Source organism: Ruegeria sp. HKCCD7181, from assembly GCF_057221055.1.
The window spans coordinates 31,769-49,543 of the sequence record NZ_JBWVBC010000001.1 but is presented as its reverse complement, the minus strand read 5'-3'; the positions used below and the strand labels follow the sequence as shown (position 1 = coordinate 49,543).

Annotated in this window: 14 protein-coding genes and 2 pseudogenes; 12 read left to right on the top strand and 4 right to left on the bottom strand. The window is 55.3% G+C overall.

Features of this window, described 5'->3' with window-relative positions:
• Positions 1-3: 3 nt before the first annotated feature.
• Entirely contained in the window at positions 4-954 is a 951-nt protein-coding gene (locus AC2TCY_RS00220) for an ABC transporter substrate-binding protein (RefSeq protein WP_480844705.1), read from the bottom strand.
• Between the two features lie 111 nt (positions 955-1,065).
• Between AC2TCY_RS00220 and AC2TCY_RS00215 the strand changes: the two genes are divergently transcribed.
• From AC2TCY_RS00215 to AC2TCY_RS00165, 11 genes and pseudogenes are all read left to right on the top strand, one after another.
• A complete protein-coding gene (locus AC2TCY_RS00215; RefSeq protein ID WP_480844704.1) occupies positions 1,066-2,088 on the top strand; it encodes a GlxA family transcriptional regulator in 1,023 nt (340 codons plus the stop codon).
• A 118-nt stretch (positions 2,089-2,206) separates the two neighbouring features.
• Positions 2,207-3,346 (top strand): aromatic ring-hydroxylating oxygenase subunit alpha, encoded by a 1,140-nt coding sequence (locus AC2TCY_RS00210; RefSeq protein WP_480844703.1) that lies wholly within the window; start codon positions 2,207-2,209, stop codon positions 3,344-3,346.
• A 105-nt stretch (positions 3,347-3,451) separates the two neighbouring features.
• A complete protein-coding gene (betC, locus tag AC2TCY_RS00205; RefSeq protein WP_480844702.1) occupies positions 3,452-4,993 on the top strand; it encodes a choline-sulfatase in 1,542 nt (513 codons plus the stop codon).
• Positions 4,990-5,784: an SDR family NAD(P)-dependent oxidoreductase gene (locus tag AC2TCY_RS00200; RefSeq protein WP_480844701.1), complete on the top strand. Its 795-nt coding sequence runs from the start codon at positions 4,990-4,992 to the stop codon at positions 5,782-5,784. Before betC ends, AC2TCY_RS00200 begins: the two co-directional genes overlap by 4 nt.
• Before the next feature lie 12 nt (positions 5,785-5,796).
• Positions 5,797-6,732, top strand: coding sequence for a 3,5-dioxohexanoate:acetyl-CoA acetone transferase (gene kce, locus AC2TCY_RS00195; protein WP_480844700.1), 936 nt, complete (start codon positions 5,797-5,799; stop codon positions 6,730-6,732).
• 12 nt (positions 6,733-6,744) lie between these two features.
• A complete protein-coding gene (locus tag AC2TCY_RS00190; protein ID WP_480844699.1) occupies positions 6,745-8,166 on the top strand; it encodes an aminobutyraldehyde dehydrogenase in 1,422 nt (473 codons plus the stop codon).
• On the top strand, positions 8,159-8,920 hold the full coding sequence (locus AC2TCY_RS00185; protein WP_480844698.1) for an SDR family NAD(P)-dependent oxidoreductase: 762 nt from the start codon (positions 8,159-8,161) through the stop codon (positions 8,918-8,920). The genes AC2TCY_RS00190 and AC2TCY_RS00185 overlap by 8 nt, the downstream gene beginning before the upstream one ends.
• Entirely contained in the window at positions 8,920-9,858 is a 939-nt protein-coding gene (locus AC2TCY_RS00180; protein ID WP_480844697.1) for a 3-hydroxyacyl-CoA dehydrogenase NAD-binding domain-containing protein, read from the top strand. Before AC2TCY_RS00185 ends, AC2TCY_RS00180 begins: the two co-directional genes overlap by 1 nt.
• Before the next feature lie 91 nt (positions 9,859-9,949).
• Positions 9,950-11,185 carry an NAD(P)/FAD-dependent oxidoreductase gene (locus AC2TCY_RS00175; RefSeq protein WP_480844696.1) on the top strand — a complete coding sequence of 412 codons (1,236 nt, stop codon included), beginning with the start codon at positions 9,950-9,952 and terminating at the stop codon, positions 11,183-11,185.
• 52 nt (positions 11,186-11,237) lie between these two features.
• A pseudogene (locus tag AC2TCY_RS00170) lies at positions 11,238-12,143 on the top strand (AMP-binding protein).
• 637 nt (positions 12,144-12,780) lie between these two features.
• Positions 12,781-13,212 carry an RNA-dependent RNA polymerase family protein gene (locus AC2TCY_RS00165; protein WP_480844695.1) on the top strand — a complete coding sequence of 144 codons (432 nt, stop codon included), beginning with the start codon at positions 12,781-12,783 and terminating at the stop codon, positions 13,210-13,212.
• Positions 13,213-14,056: 844 nt separating this feature from the next.
• Here the strand turns inward: AC2TCY_RS00165 and AC2TCY_RS00160 are convergent.
• Positions 14,057-14,813: pseudogene (locus AC2TCY_RS00160) on the bottom strand (IS5 family transposase).
• Between the two features lie 351 nt (positions 14,814-15,164).
• Positions 15,165-15,800: a PACE efflux transporter gene (locus AC2TCY_RS00155; RefSeq protein ID WP_480844694.1), complete on the bottom strand. Its 636-nt coding sequence runs from the start codon at positions 15,798-15,800 to the stop codon at positions 15,165-15,167.
• Between AC2TCY_RS00155 and AC2TCY_RS00150 the strand changes: the two genes are divergently transcribed.
• Positions 15,694-16,596 (top strand): LysR family transcriptional regulator, encoded by a 903-nt coding sequence (locus AC2TCY_RS00150; RefSeq protein ID WP_480844693.1) that lies wholly within the window; start codon positions 15,694-15,696, stop codon positions 16,594-16,596. The two genes, AC2TCY_RS00155 and AC2TCY_RS00150, sit on opposite strands and share 107 nt — an antisense overlap.
• On the opposite strand, the gene AC2TCY_RS00145 is transcribed toward AC2TCY_RS00150, so the two are convergent.
• The gene (locus AC2TCY_RS00145; RefSeq protein ID WP_480844692.1) at positions 16,593-17,474 is read right to left on the bottom strand and encodes an SDR family oxidoreductase; all 882 of its coding nucleotides are present in this window, start codon (positions 17,472-17,474) and stop codon (positions 16,593-16,595) included. The two genes, AC2TCY_RS00150 and AC2TCY_RS00145, sit on opposite strands and share 4 nt — an antisense overlap.
• Positions 17,475-17,775 lie beyond the last annotated feature (301 nt).

The following is a 17,775-nucleotide window of genomic DNA, read 5'->3' as shown; positions in this document are numbered from 1 at the left end:
GCCTCAGTTTATCGCGGCTTCAACGACAGGTTTCCAAATGGCTTCATTGGCGGCCATCCAGTCTGTGGCGACCTGTTCCACAGGCTGGCCGTCTACGTCCACGGCGCCCATCATCGGCTGCTGATCAGACACATCCAATTGAAAATTGGTCAGAATTTCGTATGCAGCCGGCCATTTTCCAGCAATTCCTGACCACCCGGTCTTAAAGACCCGCGTCGGGGCAAAACCGCAATCATGAGTCGCACTCGGATTGCTACCCCAAGCCGGGTCAGTGAAGCAGGCTTCACTTCCGTCAGGCAGTTCTACGAATTGTACGTCATATGCAGACATCGCCCAGTGCGGTTGCCAAAAAGTGATCAGCAACGGTGATTTCTTTTCGGTTGCGGCGCGAAGCTCGGTGACCAGTGCGCCTTCGGATCCCGCAGGAATAGCCTTGAACGGAAGGTCAAAACCGGTCAACCGTTCAGCTCCGGGTGTACCCCAATCTGCCGGGTAGTCGACCAGACGCCCCATCGGAAGGGTTTCTGCCGTGGCAAACAGCGACGCGCAGTCGTTCAGCGCCTCCCAGGCGGGCAATCCGGGGCAGAGTTCAGCGACATGCGCGGGATAGGCGATGCCTTCCTTGGCATCCAGGCCAAGATCGCCCAGGTCGGCTACACCTCCGGCTTCAGCCTTCCTGGTGAAATCCTTGGAAACATTGGAAGACCAGACTTCAAGCGCGGCATGAATTTCTCCATCCGCCATGGCCTGCCACATGTTCATATAACCGGCGGTCACATACTCCACTTTGTAACCTGCCGCTTCCAACATCCTCCCCGCAATGTGCGTGCTTACGTGCTGGCCAGTCCATTCATTGACGGCCAGTTTTATCGGCTCGTCGACTGCGCCTAGGTCGACGGCTTGCGCAGCGCTTGCAATGGCAATGATGCTTGCGGCAATGGCTGGAATTTTCATTGTGAGTCTCCCTGCGTGTTGGTCACATAGTTCGTGGGTCTTTCAATTGTTGCAGGAGATCTGGGGAATATTTATACCGGAAAGACATCAAATTAACTTCGTTGGACAAAAATGGCAAAATATTCTCGCCCAATACATCTTCGGATCATCGTCACCCCAAATTTCAATATCGCGGCGACCATGGGATTCGTGGACCCATTCAGGGCTGCCAATTACCTTGAGGGGATCACTCATTTCAGTTGGGATTTTGTGTCCGCGGTGGGGGGCGCATGCGTGTCAAGCAGCGGTGCGACTATCGCAACCAAAGGTATGAAAGACCTGTCGACCGACGATGTTGACTTCTTGATTGTATCATCGAGCTGGACGCCGGAAGATCACGGAACTGCGGATGTTCAGGCTGTGCTGCGTCAAGCCGCGCTGCGGAAAATCCCGATTGGCGGAATAGATACCGGCGCATTCATTGTTGCTGCAGCGGGGCTTCTCAACAATTGCCGCGCAACTGTTCACTATGAGCACATCGATGCGTTTCGAGAACTCTATCCGCAAGTCGACTGCACCGAGGCGCTTTTTGAGTTTGACGGTGACCGGATCACTTGCTGCGGCGGTTCAGCCTCATTCGATTTCGCATTGCATATCTTACAGGGGATCCACGGCAACGCACTGGCAAACGCTGCGGCCCGGTACGTGTTTCATCCCAACATGCGCGAACGCGGAACGCCACAAAACCCGCAATTTGTTGAACCATTGGGTGCGAAAGTTCCGGGTTCGATACGAAAAGCGATCAAAGCTATGGAAGAAAACCTCGAGGATCCCCTTCCGATGAGTGGAATTTGCGAAGCGGCAGAGATTTCGCAACGACAACTAAATCGACTGTTCGCTCAATACCTGAAAAAGACGCCCGTATTGTATTATCGCGACATTCGGCTGGATCGTGCACGAGGGCTGGTGACACAAACGTCGCTTCCGATGTCCGAAATCGCCTTCGCTTGCGGGTTTTCCAGTCAGGTGCATTTCAGCCGTGCATACAAGGAACGGTTCGGGTTGCCGCCGAAAAAGGACAGAATCGAGGGCAGGATTCCTTTCGAGTTTCGTGCCTGGCCAATGCACCGGAAGCGCGACAAAGTGCAAAAATGACCATTCAGGGAAAACGAAGGGCGATTCATGTAAAGTATGACTGACATGTAATCGACAAAATGTCCTCACCTGGCGGTTAAAAACGCACCCGCCCGCTCAAGAATTGATGAGGATCACCATGACTGAACAGCCATCGGCCAAGGATTTTGCAAACATCGCCACGGGCTATGACGAAAACGCTTCGCGCTCGCTTTCATTGCGCAAAGAAGCTTATGTCGAGGACGCCTGGTACAACGTCGATCTGGAAGCGGTAATCTCGAAAACCTGGCAATGGGTCTGTCATGTTGAGAAGGTGCGTGAGCCGGGGTCATATATGACTATTGAAATAGCCGGCAAACCGATTGCAGTCGTTCGCGATAAACAGGGTGAACTCCGTGCTTTCTACAACGTTTGCAAGCACCGCGCACACGAACTGTTGTCCGGTGAAGGCAACACGACCCGCATCATGTGCCCTTATCACGCCTGGGTCTACAAGCTTGACGGTAACCTGGTGCGCGCGCCCCACACCGAGAACCTGGATGGCTTCGAACCCAAAGAGATCTGCCTGGATCAGGTTCAGGTCGAAGAGTTCTGTGGCTTTATTTATGTCAATCTCGACCCGAGCGCTAAATCGCTTGCGGAAACCACCGGCAATCTCGCGACCGAGATCAAGCACTGGGCACCGGATATCGAGGACCTGACATTCGCGCACCGTCTGACTTACGACATCAAATCGAACTGGAAAAACGTCGTCGACAATTTTCTGGAGTGTTATCACTGCCCGACCGCGCACAAGGACTTTTGCACACTGATCGAGATGGACACCTATAAGGTGACCACCCATGGCATCTATTCCAGCCACATGGCTGAAGCTGGCAACAACGCCAACAGTGCCTATGACGTGTCAAACGCCACGGTAAAAACCCATGCGGTTTGGTGGCTTTGGCCCAATACATGCATCATGCGCTATCCAGGCCGCTCGTCGATGATCATACTGAACATTATCCCGGCAGGCCCGGACCGAACGTTCGAAACCTATGATTTCTTCCTCGAAACAAAAAAGCCAAACGAGGCAGAGTTGGAATCCATCCGCTATTTGGATGAAGTATTGCAGGTTGAAGACATCAATATCGTCGAAAGCGTGCAAAAGGGCATGAATACCCCTGCCTTCACCCAAGGCCGCATCGTGAATGATCCCGACGGGTCAGGCATGAGCGAACATGCAGTCCACCATTTCCACGGGCTGGTTCTTGATGCCTACAAGACGGCCGCCAAATGATCTCAGCCTGGTTCCCGGTTTTGCCGGGAACAAAACCGATGCGGTTTGAGCCTCCTCCACTCTCAAGGAGCTATTACTCGCATCGGTTTAACAGGGAGAAAGTAAATGCCGGACACGCCAAATATCGTCATAATCATGGCTGATCAACTGGCACCGCATTACTGCGGTGCCTATGCCCACAAGATTGCCAAAACTCCGCACATGGACGCGCTTGCTGCCCGGGGTATGCGATTTGATGCGGCCTATTGCAATTCACCGCTGTGCGCGCCGTCTCGCTTTTCATTCATGTCGGGGCAGTTGATCAGCCGGATCGCCGCCTTTGACAACGCGTCTGAATTCAAGGCAACGGTGCCAACTTTTGCCCATTACCTCAAAGCACTGGGGTATCGCACCTGCCTGTCGGGTAAGATGCATTTTATCGGCCCGGATCAGAAACATGGGTTTCAGGATCGCGTCACAACCGACATCTACCCGGCTGATTTTGCCTGGACTCCGGACTGGGAAGCCCCGGACGAGCGGATGGAAAAATGGTATCACAACATGCAGACCGTCAAGGAAAGCGGAGTGGCCGTTGCGACATTCCAAACCGATTATGACGACGAAGTCGGCTTTGCCGCGCGTCGCTGGCTGATCGACCGGGGCCGTGACCGCGCCCATGGCGACGATGCCCCTTTCGCGATGGTGGCCAGCTTCATTCACCCGCACGACCCTTACGTGGCGCAACCTGAATGGTGGGATCTCTATTCCGATGATGAGATCAGCATGCCGGAATTCGTGCTCTCACCCGAGGAGCAGGACCCGTTCTCGCGCCGGGTGATGGATGGGATCGAGGCCAGCCATGTGCCCTTGACAGAAGAAGAGGTGCGTCGCGCCCGCCGCGCCTATCTGGCCAATGTCAGCTTTTTCGACAGCCAGATCGGCAAGATTGTCAAAACGCTGGAGGACATCGGCGAGCTGGACAACACCATTGTCATGGTCACCGCAGATCACGGCGACATGCTGGGCGAGCGTGGCCTTTGGTACAAGATGAACTTTTTCGAGTCATCAAGCCGGGTGCCGCTGATTATGGCCGGCCCAGGCGTGGTGCGCGGGACCGCCGCCAATGCCTGTTCGCTTGTCGATATGCTGCCAACGCTGGTGGAAATCGGCGGCGGTGATGACGCGATACTGGGCGAACCGGTTGACGGTCGCAGCCTGATGCCTCTGGCCCGCGGCGAAGAGGATCCCGTGGATGAAGCCATCGGTGAGTATTGCGCGGAAATGACACCTTATCCGGTTTTCATGATCCGTCGCGGGGCGCTGAAATACGTCCACTGCGATGCGGACCCGGCACAACTCTATGATCTGGCGAAAGATCCGCTGGAGAAAACCAATGTCGCTCAGGATCCGGCCTATACCAAAGCGGCTGCTGAATTTGCCGCAGAGGTCGCGAAACGCTGGGACAGCAAGCAACTTCGCCACGACATCATGGTCACGCAAAAATCGCGCAGGGCGCTGCATACCATAATGGAATCCGGCGCCGGTGAGGCATGGGATTATAACCCGCCCTCGGATGCGACCCAGCAATATGTACGCAACAACATGGATTGGCCGGTTGCGGCAGCCCGCTTCCGCTTTCCGCCCCTTAAAGAAGGACAACAAACATGAAACTTAAGGGAAAAGTCGCGCTTGTCACCGGTGGTCGCGGCGGGATTGGCCGTGCGATCGTGGCACGGTTCCTGCACGAGGGCGCCACGGTCTATGCAGCCGACCTGACCGAACAGGGCTCGCTGGCCGAACACAACAATGACGGCAGCCGTTTTGTTAAGATGAATGTGGCTGACGAGGATGTTGTGAAGGTGGCGATGGCGCAAGTTCAGGCCGATTGCGGCAAGCTGGACATACTCGTCAATGCTGCCGGTATTGAGATTGAAAAGACCATCGAGGACACAACGCTCGAAGAATGGAACATGTCCTTTGCGGTAAACTGCACCGGCACATTCCTGACATCGAAACACGCGCTGCCTTTGATGCGCGAAGCCGCCAAATCCGGCAACAGCGCCTCGATCATCAACTTTGGCTCTTATGACGGGTTCATCGCCGACCCGGGCCTGGCGGCCTATTGCGCCACCAAAGGTGCTGTGCATGCACTGACCCGTGCGATGGCCTGTGACCATGGCCCAGAAGGCATCCGCGTCAATGCAATCTGCCCCGGCTATATCGATACGCCGATGCTGCAGAGCTTTTTTACCGGCGACGGTTCCGGTGGGGGCGGCAAATCCATCGGCGAATTGCAACAAGCCGTGCGCGACGTACACCCCATGCGCATCTATGGCACGCCTGACGACATCGCCAATCTGGTGAACTGGCTGGCCTCGGACGAGGCGCGCTACGCCTCCGGCCAGCTTTGGGTGCTTGATGGTGGCCTGTCGGCGCAAGTCCAGCAAATGCGGGTCTGAGGGGTAACGACCATGGCCAAACAGAAATCGGTAATCATTACCTGTGCGCCTACGGGCGGGATCCATACACCGACCATGTCGGAGCATCTGCCGATAACCCCCAACGAAATCGCTGCGGCCTCGATCGAGGCCGCCGAGGCCGGGGCGTCGATCATCCACCTGCACGCGCGCGATCCGGAGACCGGGAAACCCGATCCCAACCCCGGACTTTTTATGGAGTTCCTGCCGCGGATCAAACAATCGACAGACGCGGTGATGAACGTCTCGACCGGCGGCGGCTTAGGTATGAGCCGCGAAGAGCGTCTGCGGGCGGCAACCGCGGCGAGCCCCGAAATGGCCAGCATGAATATCGGGTCGATGAATTTCGGCATCTTCCCGATGAAGGACAAGTATTCAAACTGGAAACACGCGTGGGAGCCGGAGTTTCTGGACATGACGCGCGATTTTATCTTCCGCAATACCTTCGCGGATATCGAATATTGCCTGAAAGAGCTGGGTGAGGGCCACGGCACGCGGTTTGAGTTCGAATGCTATGATCTGGGCCATCTCTATAACCTCGCCTGGATCATAGATCAGGGTTGGATCAAGGGACCAATCTTTGTGCAGATGGTCTTTGGCATTTTGGGTGGCGTTGGCGCCGACCTGGACAACCTGATGCACATGCACACCATCGCCAACAAGCTGTTTGGCGATGATTATGAATGGTCCGTTCTGGCTGCCGGACGACATCAGATGCCCTTTACCACGCAAAGCGCGCTGCTGGGAGGCAATGTGCGTGTCGGGCTGGAGGATAGCCTCTATATCGGGCCGGGCGAAAAGGCGGTGTCCAGCGCGCAGCAGGTAAAGAAAATCCGCAACATTGTTGAAAACCTGGGTCTCACGGTCGCGACCCCGGCCGAGGTGCGCGAACGCCTTGGCCTTAAGGGTGGCGATCAGGTCGCATTCTGAGGGAGGGGAGACATGCAAACCAAAATGTTGATCAATGGCGAATTGGTCGAAGGGGACGGCGACGCAATCGCGGTGCTGAACCCTGCCTCTGGCGAAGAGATATGTGCGATCAACTCCGCCACATCCGAACAGGCCGAGGCCGCGGCCGCCGCCGCGCATGAGGCGTTTGAGACATTTGGTCAAACCACGCCGGCCGAGCGCTCGGCGCTGTTGACTGAAATCGCCAATGTTCTGGAAGAGAATATCGAGGAACTGGCAGAGTTGGAAAGCTTGGATGCAGGCAAACCCTGGCCTTCGGCACTGAATGACGAAACGCCGCTGACGCTGGATACTTTTCGCTTTTTCGCTGGAGCCGCACGCACTGTGACAGGCGTGACGGCCGGCGAATATGTGGCCGGTCACACCAGCATGATCCGCAAAGATCCGGTCGGACCCGTTGCTGCGATTGCGCCCTGGAACTATCCGCTGATGATGGCAGCCTGGAAACTGGCCGCACCACTTGCTGCGGGCTGCCCGGTAACGCTGAAGCCGTCGCAGCTCACTCCGCTGTCGACACTGAAAGCGGGCGAGTTGATTGCCAGTGTTGCGTCCAAGGGCGTCGTCAACATCCTGCATGGCACGGGGCGCGACATCGGCAACCAGATAATCAACGATCCGCGTACCGAAGCGATCTCGATTACCGGGTCGAACGCAACCGGAGCCGAGGCGATGAAAGCCGCTTCGCGTCAGATCCGCCATGTGCATCTGGAACTGGGCGGCAAAGCGCCCGTGATCGTGTTCGAAGATGCTGACATTGACGCAATTGCAGAAACCGTGCGCTTTGGCTCGTTCTTCAATGCCGGGCAGGATTGCGCACAACCCTGCCGTTTGCTGGTGACCGATGCGGTCTATGACAAGGTCGTCGCCGCCGTGGTCGATCAGGTCAGCCAGATCAAGGTCGGCGCACAGAAGGCCGAAGGCACTGAAATGGGGCCAATTATTTCCGCAGGCCAGCGCAACACCGTGGCCGGTTTCGTCGACCGCGCGCGGGAGAACTGCGAAGTCGTGGCCGGTGGCAATGTGATCGACGGTCCCGGCTTCTTCTATGAACCCACTGTTCTGGCAAATGTCGCCCATGACGCCGAGGTGTTCTGCAATGAGATCTTTGGTCCTGTTGTCACCATCTCGCGTTTCAGCGATGAGGAAGAGGCCCTGAAGGTCGCCAATACCGGCCCGTTCGGTCTGGCCTCCTCGATTTGGACCAACAATACTGGTCGCGCAATGCGGATGTCATCCAGGATGCGCTATGGGTTTACTTGGGTGAACACGCATGGAGTCGCGACCCCGGAAATGCCTTGGGCCGCAATGAAATCCTCGGGCACCGGCTGCGATATGAGTGTCTTTGCGCTGGATGCCTATACTGCCGTCAGACACGTAATGATCGCTCATGGATAACAATATAGAAAAGCAGACTGCAATTGTAACCGGTGGTAGCCGGGGTATTGGCCGAGCCATCGTCGATCAGCTTGTCGCCGATGGGTATAACGTCGTTACATGCGGGCGGGGCAGTCGTCCGGAGAACCTACCTGACATTGTTCTTTGGGTCACTGCCGATGTGTCCCGAAACGACGAAGCCATGCGTTTGTTCGCCGAGGCGAAATCGGCCTTTGGCCCGGTTTCGTTGCTGGTCAACAATGCGGGTGTTCAGGTCGAAAAGACTGTCGCCGACAGCGAAGATGGCGACTGGGACCTGGTGATGAACGTCAACTGCAAAGGCGTGTTCAACATGTGCCGGGAAGCATTGAAAGACATGACCGAGCTCGGCGGCAACATCGTCAACATCGGCTCGATCTCGGGTGTGGTCGCGGACCCGTCCATGGCGCTTTATAACGCGTCCAAGGCCTGGGTGCACGGGTTGACCCGTTCAATCGCCGTCGATCATGGCCCCAAAGTACGCTGTAACGCGATCCGCCCCGGCTGGATCATGACGGAAATGGCCGAAGACGGTTTTGCGCTGGCCAATGACCCGCAAAAGGCCATGGCTGATGCACTGGCCCGTCACCCGGTCGGCCGGTTCGGGCAGCCCTCGGACATCGCCCATATGGTATCGTGGCTGGCCTCAGAAAAAGCGGCCTATGTCAGCGGCGAGTGTTTCACGGTGGATGGCGGCATGACGGCTGCATCGCCTCTTAATCCGGGATTATTCTGATGGTGGAATTTGCACATACAGCCTGCCTTGGAGGCGGAGTCATCGGCGCCAGTTGGGCCGCCTTGTTTCTGGCTTCGGGCCGGTCGGTCGCGGTGTTCGATCCGGCTCCGACGGCGGAAAAAGCTGTTTGCGACTACGTCGAGATGGCGTGGCCGACCCTGACCGAGCTTGGCCTTACAGAAAATGGCAATCCGGACGCTCTTAACTTTCACAGCAGTGCCGCTGCGGCCGTTGATGGCGCCGATTTCGTTCAGGAAAACGTTCCCGAGCGGGTGGCGATCAAACATGCCACATTTGCCGAAATCGAACCTGTTCTGAAGACTAATGCCATCGTGGCAAGTTCGGCCTCTGGCTTGACGCTAGGTCAGATGCAGGGCGGCTGGAAAAACCCCGCGCGCTTTGTGCTGGGCCATCCTTTCAACCCGCCACATCTGATCCCTCTGGTCGAGGTGATGGGCAACGACCTGACCGATGCCAGTGCCGTCGAGGGGGCCGAGCGGTTCTACGAGGCCGTCGGCAAAGTCACCATCCGCGTCAACAAAGAAAAACCCGGCCACGTCGCCAATCGTTTGCAGGCCGCCATCTGGCGCGAAGCGATCAGCCTTGTGATGGAAGGTGTCGCCTCGGTAGAGGATGTGGACAAAGCGGTCTGGGCAGGCCCCGGACTGCGGTGGGCTGCGATGGGCCCGACCATGCTGTTCAATCTGGGCGCAGGTGAAGGCGGGCTGGAGGCTTTCTGCGATCACTTCTCTGAGACGTTCAACGGCTGGTGGGATGACCTTGGTCAGATTCACCTGAACGAAGACGTCGCCATGCAGATGATCAAAGGTGTTGGCGACGCCGCGCGAGGTCAGTCACCGGCTGAACTGTCGGCAAAACGCGATGCTCTCATTCTGGCCATGCAAAAGGCCACCACAAGGCTGCGCGAAGTCAGCTGAATTCAGCTGCAGTAAACATGCCGTTTTCATTGCGCTTGGTTTCCTGAGCGCAGTGTCGGTCTCGTTCTGCTTGAAAAAGAGGAATTTCGTTATGAAAGATTCGATGCGGTCAGAGCCACAAAAAGTTGTGGTGATCGGTGCCGGGCAGGCTGGATTTTCGGTCTGTTCCAAACTGCGGTCCCTTGGCTTTGCTGGAAAAATTACTCTGATCGGTGATGAGGACCATCCGCCATACCAGCGACCGCCTCTGTCAAAGGCCTATCTTCTGGGCGAAATGGCGCTTGAACGGCTGTTTTTTCGTCCAGACAGTTACTACTCCAACGAAAACATCGAATTGATTTTGTCGAATTCAGCGAAGGCTATCGACCGGTCGGCTCGTGAAGTGACCCTGTCGGATGGGACTGTCCTGCCCTATGACAAGTTGGTTCTGGCCACCGGCGCAAACGTTGTCAGGCTACCGGCTTCAATAGGAGGTGATCTGAAGGGCGTGCACTATGTGCGATCGTTGGTGGATGCTGACAGGATGCAAAGCGATGTTGGTCCTGATCGTACGGCCCTGATTGTTGGGGGCGGGTTTATCGGGCTCGAAGCCGCCGCCGTCGCCGCCAAATCCGGCATGAAGGTGGTGCTGGTCGAGGCCGCGGAGCGTATATTACAGCGCGTCGCATCGCCGGCGACATCGGATTACTTCCGCAGCTTGCACCAAGGTCATGGCGTCGACATTCGCGAAGGCGTCAAGTTGCGGAAGCTGACGGGAGACAATGGTCGCATCGTCTCGGCGACGCTGTCTGACGGCAGCAACATCGACGCGGATACCGCGATTGTCGGGATTGGCATTCGCCCCAATGACGCCTTGGCTAACGAGGCTGGTCTGACGCTGGAAAACGGCATTCGTGTTGACGACCGGTGTCGGACATCGGACCTGGACATTTTTGCAGTGGGAGATTGCACTTCGTTTCCACATGGCAAGGGCCGTATTCGTCTGGAAAGCGTCGGAAGCGCCATCGATCAAGGCGAGATCGTAGCGCAGAACATCATGCAGCAACACGCCACCTATCAGGCGAAACCATGGTTCTGGTCCGACCAATATGACACCAAGCTCCAGATTGTCGGCCTGTCCACCGGCTATGACCGGACCGTCACTCGCCAAGGCAGCATGGGCGCTGTGTCGTTCTGGTATTACGCGAGGGATCGCCTGTTGGCCGTGGATGCAATCAATGACCCGCGCGGATACATGGTCGCAAAGCGCCTGATTGAAGGCGATAAGTCGCCGGATCCCGATCTGGTGGCCGATCCCTCTACAGACCTGAAAGCGCTGCTACGCTGAGTGTTTTGACCCAGCCCAAATTGATGAATGCGACGCAAAAAAGAAGGAAGAATTGTGGTCTTTATCCGCCTGCACTCACGAAGGGTTGGCGATCACGCGCCTGCAGCGCCAGATCGAACACATCACAGATCAGCAGTTTGAAAGCTTCGAGGCGTTTCATCAGTGGTCTGTCGCGGAACCGGACCAGTTCTGGTCCAAGCTGTGGAATTTTTGCCGGGTGATCGGAGTGAAAATCGGCCCGGCGCTGGTAGATGCTGACAATATAGAAAGGGCGCGCTTCTTTCCCGACGCGCGTCTGAACTATGCCGAGAATTGCCTGCGACGGAAGGGGCAGGACGTTGCAATTCTGTTCCGGTCTGAGGGTGGGGAAACGGTCTCACTTTCATGGGACGCGCTGGCTAATAAAGTTTCGCTCGTGCAGCAGGTATTGTGCGCGCAAGGTGTCGCTGCGGGTGATCGGGTGGCCGCTGTCATTCCAAATTTTCCGGGTGCGGTGATCTATATGCTGGCGACCGCCTCTTTGGGTGCGATCTGGTCGTTCTGATCACCTGACTTCGGCGCTGGCGCAATCGTTGACCGCTTTCAACAGATTGAACCCAAAGTGCTGCTCTGGGCCGATGGTCACTTCCACAACGGCAAATGGTACGAAGCCGCAAGTAAGATGTCGGACGCGGTGCCTGCGCTGCAAACAGTGAAGGCGTCGATCCGATTGCGGATTCCGGGAGGGTTGGAGACAAGCCTGCCTTCTGTCAGCCTAGCCGAGGAGGATCTGCGGCAAGGTTTACCTGCAAAAGCGCCAGAATTGGTCCGAGTGGCGCTCAACGATCCCTTGTTCATACTGCTTTCGTCCGGCACCTCGGGTCAACCCAAGTGCATCATGCATTCGGTTGGCGGCACATTGGCCATTGATTTTTCGGGGTTCGATAATCTGTTAGGCAGAGTTACCAAGGTTTTGTAGATTATTCCCCGCCTCAATCATCTATCATTCCGGATATCTCACCAAGGACACCTCAAAATTGCGACAAAGCGGATTCGAGGTCGTCCAGCATCTCAGCTGCAATCACATCAGGTTCTGGAAGAGCGTCAGCATCCTCCAAACTATCATCTTTCAACCAAAAAGGCATCGAGATTCAGCTTGTCCCGAGAAACAGGCTCTTCATAGCTGAACCGTTTGAAGCGCTCCCCTTCTTGCGCTCATGGTAACAACGCACAAAATCATCCAAATCGGCTCGCACCAAAGGTTTGGTCTTCAGCGTCTTGTGAACATTCGTTCTGTAGTCATAGATCCACAGCTACCTGGTCTGAGCTTCTTTTGATGTCGGCTTTTTGTCGAAGATCAGAACGTTCGCCTTCACTCCTGGGCTATGAAAGCCCTGGTCCAAGCCGAGGAAATTGTCCAAGAAGCGGGTCTCAAAACTCCGGCGCGGGTGTTCCACACCATTAGAAGTCACGTTAGTCGGGGTTCTTACACAAAGGCGTGGACGCAAGGGTAAGGGCAACTCAGCATTCGGGAACTTGCGTAACAACCCAAGACATCTGGCAAGAGTTTCCGGGTCATCAGTTCATTCGGCCCGATTGCCCGTGCGGCGCAACGCATGGTCAAAAAACTGCTGGAACTGACATTTGCGCCGCAAGATTTCCAGCTCGCTGATCTGACCTTTTCTGAAAAGGTCCAGCACGCAATGACCATCATCGAGAAGAAAGGATATGCCCAAGTAACAGAAATCGACATCACGGATTTCTTCCCGAGTTTCACGGAAGAAGCCCTGATCGCCGCCTTACCCCTCCCAAATGAGGCAAAAAGGCAAATCGTGCTGGCAAAGGGTGCAAAATGGACTGCGCATCCCCAATACGTTCTGTACGAGTATATATCATCCCCTTCAGGCATACCACAGGGCAGTGCGTCCTCAGCAGCCGTAGCGGATTGGTGCATCGCCAATATTCCACTGGCGGAGACGGCAGGGTCAGAGGTCTTGAACCATGCCGATAACAACTTCGCGTTTTCCGTTTCACCGGATGCTGCATAGGACGTAGCCAAAGCCCTGAGTTCCGGTATTGCCGGGCTGCCGGGAGGGGATTTTCACAGGAAGACGGAACAGGCCATCGGCATTTTACAAGGCTTCAGTATGCTTGGGTGTTGGGTTTGTCCGACCAAATCAGGTGAACTCGAGGCATGGCCGACCGAAGCCAACGAAAACGAATTTGCTGCCCGCGCCAGAAAACATCGGCAACGGGTCTACGGGCGCCTTACAGCGGCCTTAGAAGAAAATTCAAAGCTTCTTCGGATCAAAGGACTGCAGGATTTCCTACGGTTCGAAAGCATGGTCCAAGGCTGGGTTCAAGCGCATGCCTTTTGTGGGTCAATGATTGGCACCGTGAAGGATCATTGCGACTTCGACTTGGATGGTCTTCGCACTGTATTTCAGATCGACGAAAAGGTACTTAGCCCCTCAAAGACGTATCCACAAAAACTACCGTCAAATAGTACAGTGGGGCGTGAAATCCAGCACTTGTAGCCGTTTGGTTTGAGCGGTTATTTCCGCAGGAACCCAGCTTCTTGGTTTTTTCAGATGAATTTACACAAGGCTTTGGCAATTTAGGAGAAGACCGATCTAGCGACTTTGGTTCGCCAAGGTAATTTCTTTCGTCTTTGCACCAATTAAGTAGTTGGATCGTCGCTCACGACATGATTAGTGAACTTGAGCTCATTTTGGTGGGACAAATTTCAGTTTAACCCACCATCAAAAAGAATTCCTCAGTTCAGTCCCTTGGTGCACCGGGCAAATTCGCAACCATCCATCAAGTGCGCTGAGTGTTGTGTTTGATAGTAACCATGAGCTCAAGTGCTTAGGGTCAGGACTCGTTCTTGTTTCATAACCAGAAGATGACAGTGGCGGCGAGAGCGATGGCGGAGAGGAATACCTTCGGGCACCTGTCATAACGGGTTGCCACCCGCCGCCAATCCTTTAGCCTGCCGAACATAATCTCGATCCGGTTGCGCCGCTTGTAGCGGCGCTTGTCATATTTGACGTTGGCCGTGCGTTGCTTCCGGCCCGGGATACAGGCGCGTATCCCCTTGTCTTTCAGGCCTTGTCTGAACCAATCAGCGTCATAGCCTCGATCTCCGAGCAGCCAATCGACATTGGGCAGGCTGCTCAAAAGGGCCTTTGCACCGATGTAATCACTAACCTGCCCAGCGGTAACAAAGAGGTTCAAAGGTCGCCCTTTGCTGTCACAGATGGCGTGCAACTTGGTATTCATGCCGCCTTTGGTTCTGCCAATCAGGCGACCGTGTCGCCTTTTTTGACGCCCAAACTGGACGCTGTGCGGTGAGCTTTCAGATAGGTTGCGCGATCATGACCGTCTTCTCGTCGCAATGCTCAGCGGCCAGACCAGCCATCATTTGGGCAAAGATGCCTTTATCACTCCATCGTTTCCAGCGGTTGTACTGGGTCTTGTGCGGCCGGTACTCTTTGGGCGCATCCCGCCACCGTAAGCCGTTGCGGTTAACGAAAATAATCCCGCTCAGGGCACGGCGGTTATCGACACGTGGTTTGCCGTGGGATTTAGGGAAATAGCGCTCCAGACGCGCCATCTGCGTATCGCTCAGCCAAAAAAGATCAGACATGTCACCGCTCGGTTTTCGACCGATGAATCACGCCGACAGACGGAAATCAATGGGTCCTGAGCCTAGTGAGACGCCCGTTTTTCAGGATCCTCATGTCCTACTAGGGCTAGCCCTATTAGACAATCACCAACGTCAACGGCCCAAAGCGGTTATCCGTCGGAGAGGTTCGACGCCGCGGTGCGGCCCGTCAGACGAGACATTCGCGGGCATGCAAAATCTCCGAAGCCACGAAGGAACAAGCCGCCCAATAAAACTGACGTTCCCAAGCCAAAAGGCAATGACAACAGGCAGCCCAAAGCGGGCGCTACGCTGGTGGTCTGTGAACCAAAGGTGGGCTTTCACGCGTGCCGGTCACGACACAGTCTGATTAGCCAATTTCACACGAGACCAATCGAATACGATATTGAACACAAACGTGTAGATTGTGATGAAGACAATCAGCACCGCCTCCAATTTCATCGCTCCCCACAAAGTCAGACCGATAACCCAGGCGAGAACAGGCAGGGTCAAAATCACAAAGGTGCCTTCGAATAGCAGAGCATGCGCCACCCTCACTGACGCCGACTTATGAGTGTTTTTTCGGATATTCACCAAATACCAATCAAATGTGACGTTAAAGATCACGTTCCACACCAGCGCGGCCAAGGAAAAGAAAGCCCCCATGATCACGGATTTCTGCACATCGGCATGCGAGATCAGCGGCAGCAGGAGGGCTACGCTCAAAAGCGCGAAAACCTCATACAACGCGGCGTGAACCATCCTTCCAGAAAAGCTCATGAGAATTCTCCCGAGATCCAGTTTTAGTGGAGCTTTTAGCCTATTGTTGAGATCAATAAAGGTAGATACCATCTGGTAAACCGATAGATGGCAGGTCACCCAGATGCGCGCATCCTTTGAACAATTGGAAGCCTTCGTCAGCACCCACAGCGAAGGGTCTTTTTCTGCCGCAGCTCGTAAATGCAACAAGGCGCAATCGGTGATCAGCACCCTTGTCGCCAATCTTGAGATCGATCTGGGCGTTGAGTTATTCGACCGCAGCCGGAGATATCCGATCCTCACCAAAGCCGGGGAGGCATTGATCTCGTCGGCCGAGATTCTGCTGGAACGACGCAGCCGGCTTCTTGCCGTGGCAGACGCTCTGGCGATGGCGCCTGAGACCCGTGTCAAACTTGCCATAGCGCCACACATCAAACTGGCCAATCTGGGAGAGATCATCCGAACCTTCAGCATTGAGTTCCCGGCCGTTGATGTGGAAATCCAGTCCTTTACTGCCGGAGAAATTCAGCGGTTGATCGCCGAAGGCACGGCGGATCTGGGCATTATTTTGGAGCCAGCGGGCATTCCCCAAGCGCTCGATTTTCGCTCACTGGGAGCACTCAGACTGGTTTGTGTCAGCCACCCGGAAAGCTCGCTTGCACAGATGCCCTCGACCTCGTGGGAGGAGCTGCGCCTGCATCGTCAGATCTTGCTTAAAGAAGCCGACAACCCCAACAGCGCAATCCTCAAGGCCTCGCCGTCGATTTGGCAGGTCAGCAGTGCAGCCGAGGCCATAGATCTTGTGCAGGCTGGCCTTGGGTGGTCAGCACTGCCTTTGCATGCGGTGGACGTCTTTGTTCAAACCGGTGAGTTAAAGATCCTGCCCCTGCAATTCGAGACCAAACCCTATGCCGAACGTTCAGTGGATATGGTTTGGTCTTTCGAAAAGCCAATTGGGCAGGCAACTGCCAAGCTGATGGAACTGTTGGCTGAAAACGCTGTTATACAGAACTCCACAGTGACTTAAGCCTCGGTGCGAAGCTCCTTGGCGAATGAAGTGATGGTGTGTTTTGGTGCACCAAGAACCGCACGGGTTTCACCGTCCACTCGCTCTTCCTTTAGCTGCTGCACGAAGGTTAGAACGTGCTCGATAAAATCTGCCTGCTCTTTCGGCAGACCCATCTCACCCAGCGCTTCCATCGGCAACTCGATCACCTGTGCGTCTGGCGCGTAAGACGCCAGAAACTCTGTCGCTGCTTCGGTATACGTGATGGCCTGCCGGCCTTGCACCGCAAATTCCTTGTTTTTGGCCGCATCATTGCCAATGGCATTGTAGACTAGTTTCGCCAGATCGCTGGTATTGGTGAACCAGATCGGATTAATGTGATTTCCGATAACCGCCAATTGGTTATCCATCAAAAGCTTGGGCAGCGAATCCAGAAAGAACGAACAATAAAAGAAGGTATAGGGGATGCCCGATGCCTTGATGGCCTCAATGCCGCCTTTGCGGATGGCATTGGTGCCATAGGCCATGCCTTCGGTTGAAAACTCGGGATACGCGTAGTCGACCCCGGCAATTTGCATGATGTGCTGAACGCCAGCCTCTTTTGCGGCCGCTACGATATTTATCACACCTTCCCGTTCCGTGTGGAATGGCAGGCTGGTGTCCAGCGTCTCGGTGTTCAAGGTGATGTACAGTGTCTCCGTTCCCTGCAAAGCCGATGCCAGGCTGGCCGGGTTTGACACGTCGCCCTGAACCAACCGAACGCCAGCGGGCAAAGTGGCTTTAGCTGCCGTTTGGTTCCGCACCATTGCGGTCACGTCAGCACCTTTTTCAACGAGTTTGGCAGTCACGCGATGTCCCAAATGGCCCGTGGCGCCGATGATCGTGATTGATTTTGTCATGGTGGTATCTCCTGTTTTCCGACGCTTCTACAGATCCGGATGAAATACCTTTAGTTACAATCCATCTATCTGATAGATACTATTTTGGGAAAGAACTTAACCGGACCTGATAAATGGAAAGTTGCGTCCGGCGACTTTAACCGCAGCCAATATCCGCTTTCACGGAGCGACGCTGGTCTTGCAAAGTCAGCTTGCTGCGCATTGCGCGCCATAAAAAACCGGACGCGAAATCAGTTAAGATGGGCTTATTCCAGACCTCGGATACAGCGCAATATCTGACCCATGGAAAGCTAACCGTACA

Excerpts from the sequence above, each read along its gene's own strand:
- AC2TCY_RS00220 (WP_480844705.1), bottom strand. The coding sequence starts at position 954 with ATGAAAATTCCAGCCATTGCCGCAAGCATCATTGCCATTGCAAGCGCT.
- AC2TCY_RS00215 (WP_480844704.1), top strand. The coding sequence starts at position 1,066 with ATGGCAAAATATTCTCGCCCAATACATCTTCGGATCATCGTCACCCCA.
- AC2TCY_RS00210 (WP_480844703.1), top strand. The coding sequence starts at position 2,207 with ATGACTGAACAGCCATCGGCCAAGGATTTTGCAAACATCGCCACGGGC.
- betC (WP_480844702.1), top strand. The coding sequence starts at position 3,452 with ATGCCGGACACGCCAAATATCGTCATAATCATGGCTGATCAACTGGCA.
- AC2TCY_RS00200 (WP_480844701.1), top strand. The coding sequence starts at position 4,990 with ATGAAACTTAAGGGAAAAGTCGCGCTTGTCACCGGTGGTCGCGGCGGG.
- kce (WP_480844700.1), top strand. The coding sequence starts at position 5,797 with ATGGCCAAACAGAAATCGGTAATCATTACCTGTGCGCCTACGGGCGGG.
- AC2TCY_RS00190 (WP_480844699.1), top strand. The coding sequence starts at position 6,745 with ATGCAAACCAAAATGTTGATCAATGGCGAATTGGTCGAAGGGGACGGC.
- AC2TCY_RS00185 (WP_480844698.1), top strand. The coding sequence starts at position 8,159 with ATGGATAACAATATAGAAAAGCAGACTGCAATTGTAACCGGTGGTAGC.
- AC2TCY_RS00180 (WP_480844697.1), top strand. The coding sequence starts at position 8,920 with ATGGTGGAATTTGCACATACAGCCTGCCTTGGAGGCGGAGTCATCGGC.
- AC2TCY_RS00175 (WP_480844696.1), top strand. The coding sequence starts at position 9,950 with ATGAAAGATTCGATGCGGTCAGAGCCACAAAAAGTTGTGGTGATCGGT.
- AC2TCY_RS00165 (WP_480844695.1), top strand. The coding sequence starts at position 12,781 with ATGGTCAAAAAACTGCTGGAACTGACATTTGCGCCGCAAGATTTCCAG.
- AC2TCY_RS00150 (WP_480844693.1), top strand. The coding sequence starts at position 15,694 with ATGCGCGCATCCTTTGAACAATTGGAAGCCTTCGTCAGCACCCACAGC.
- AC2TCY_RS00145 (WP_480844692.1), bottom strand. The coding sequence starts at position 17,474 with ATGACAAAATCAATCACGATCATCGGCGCCACGGGCCATTTGGGACAT.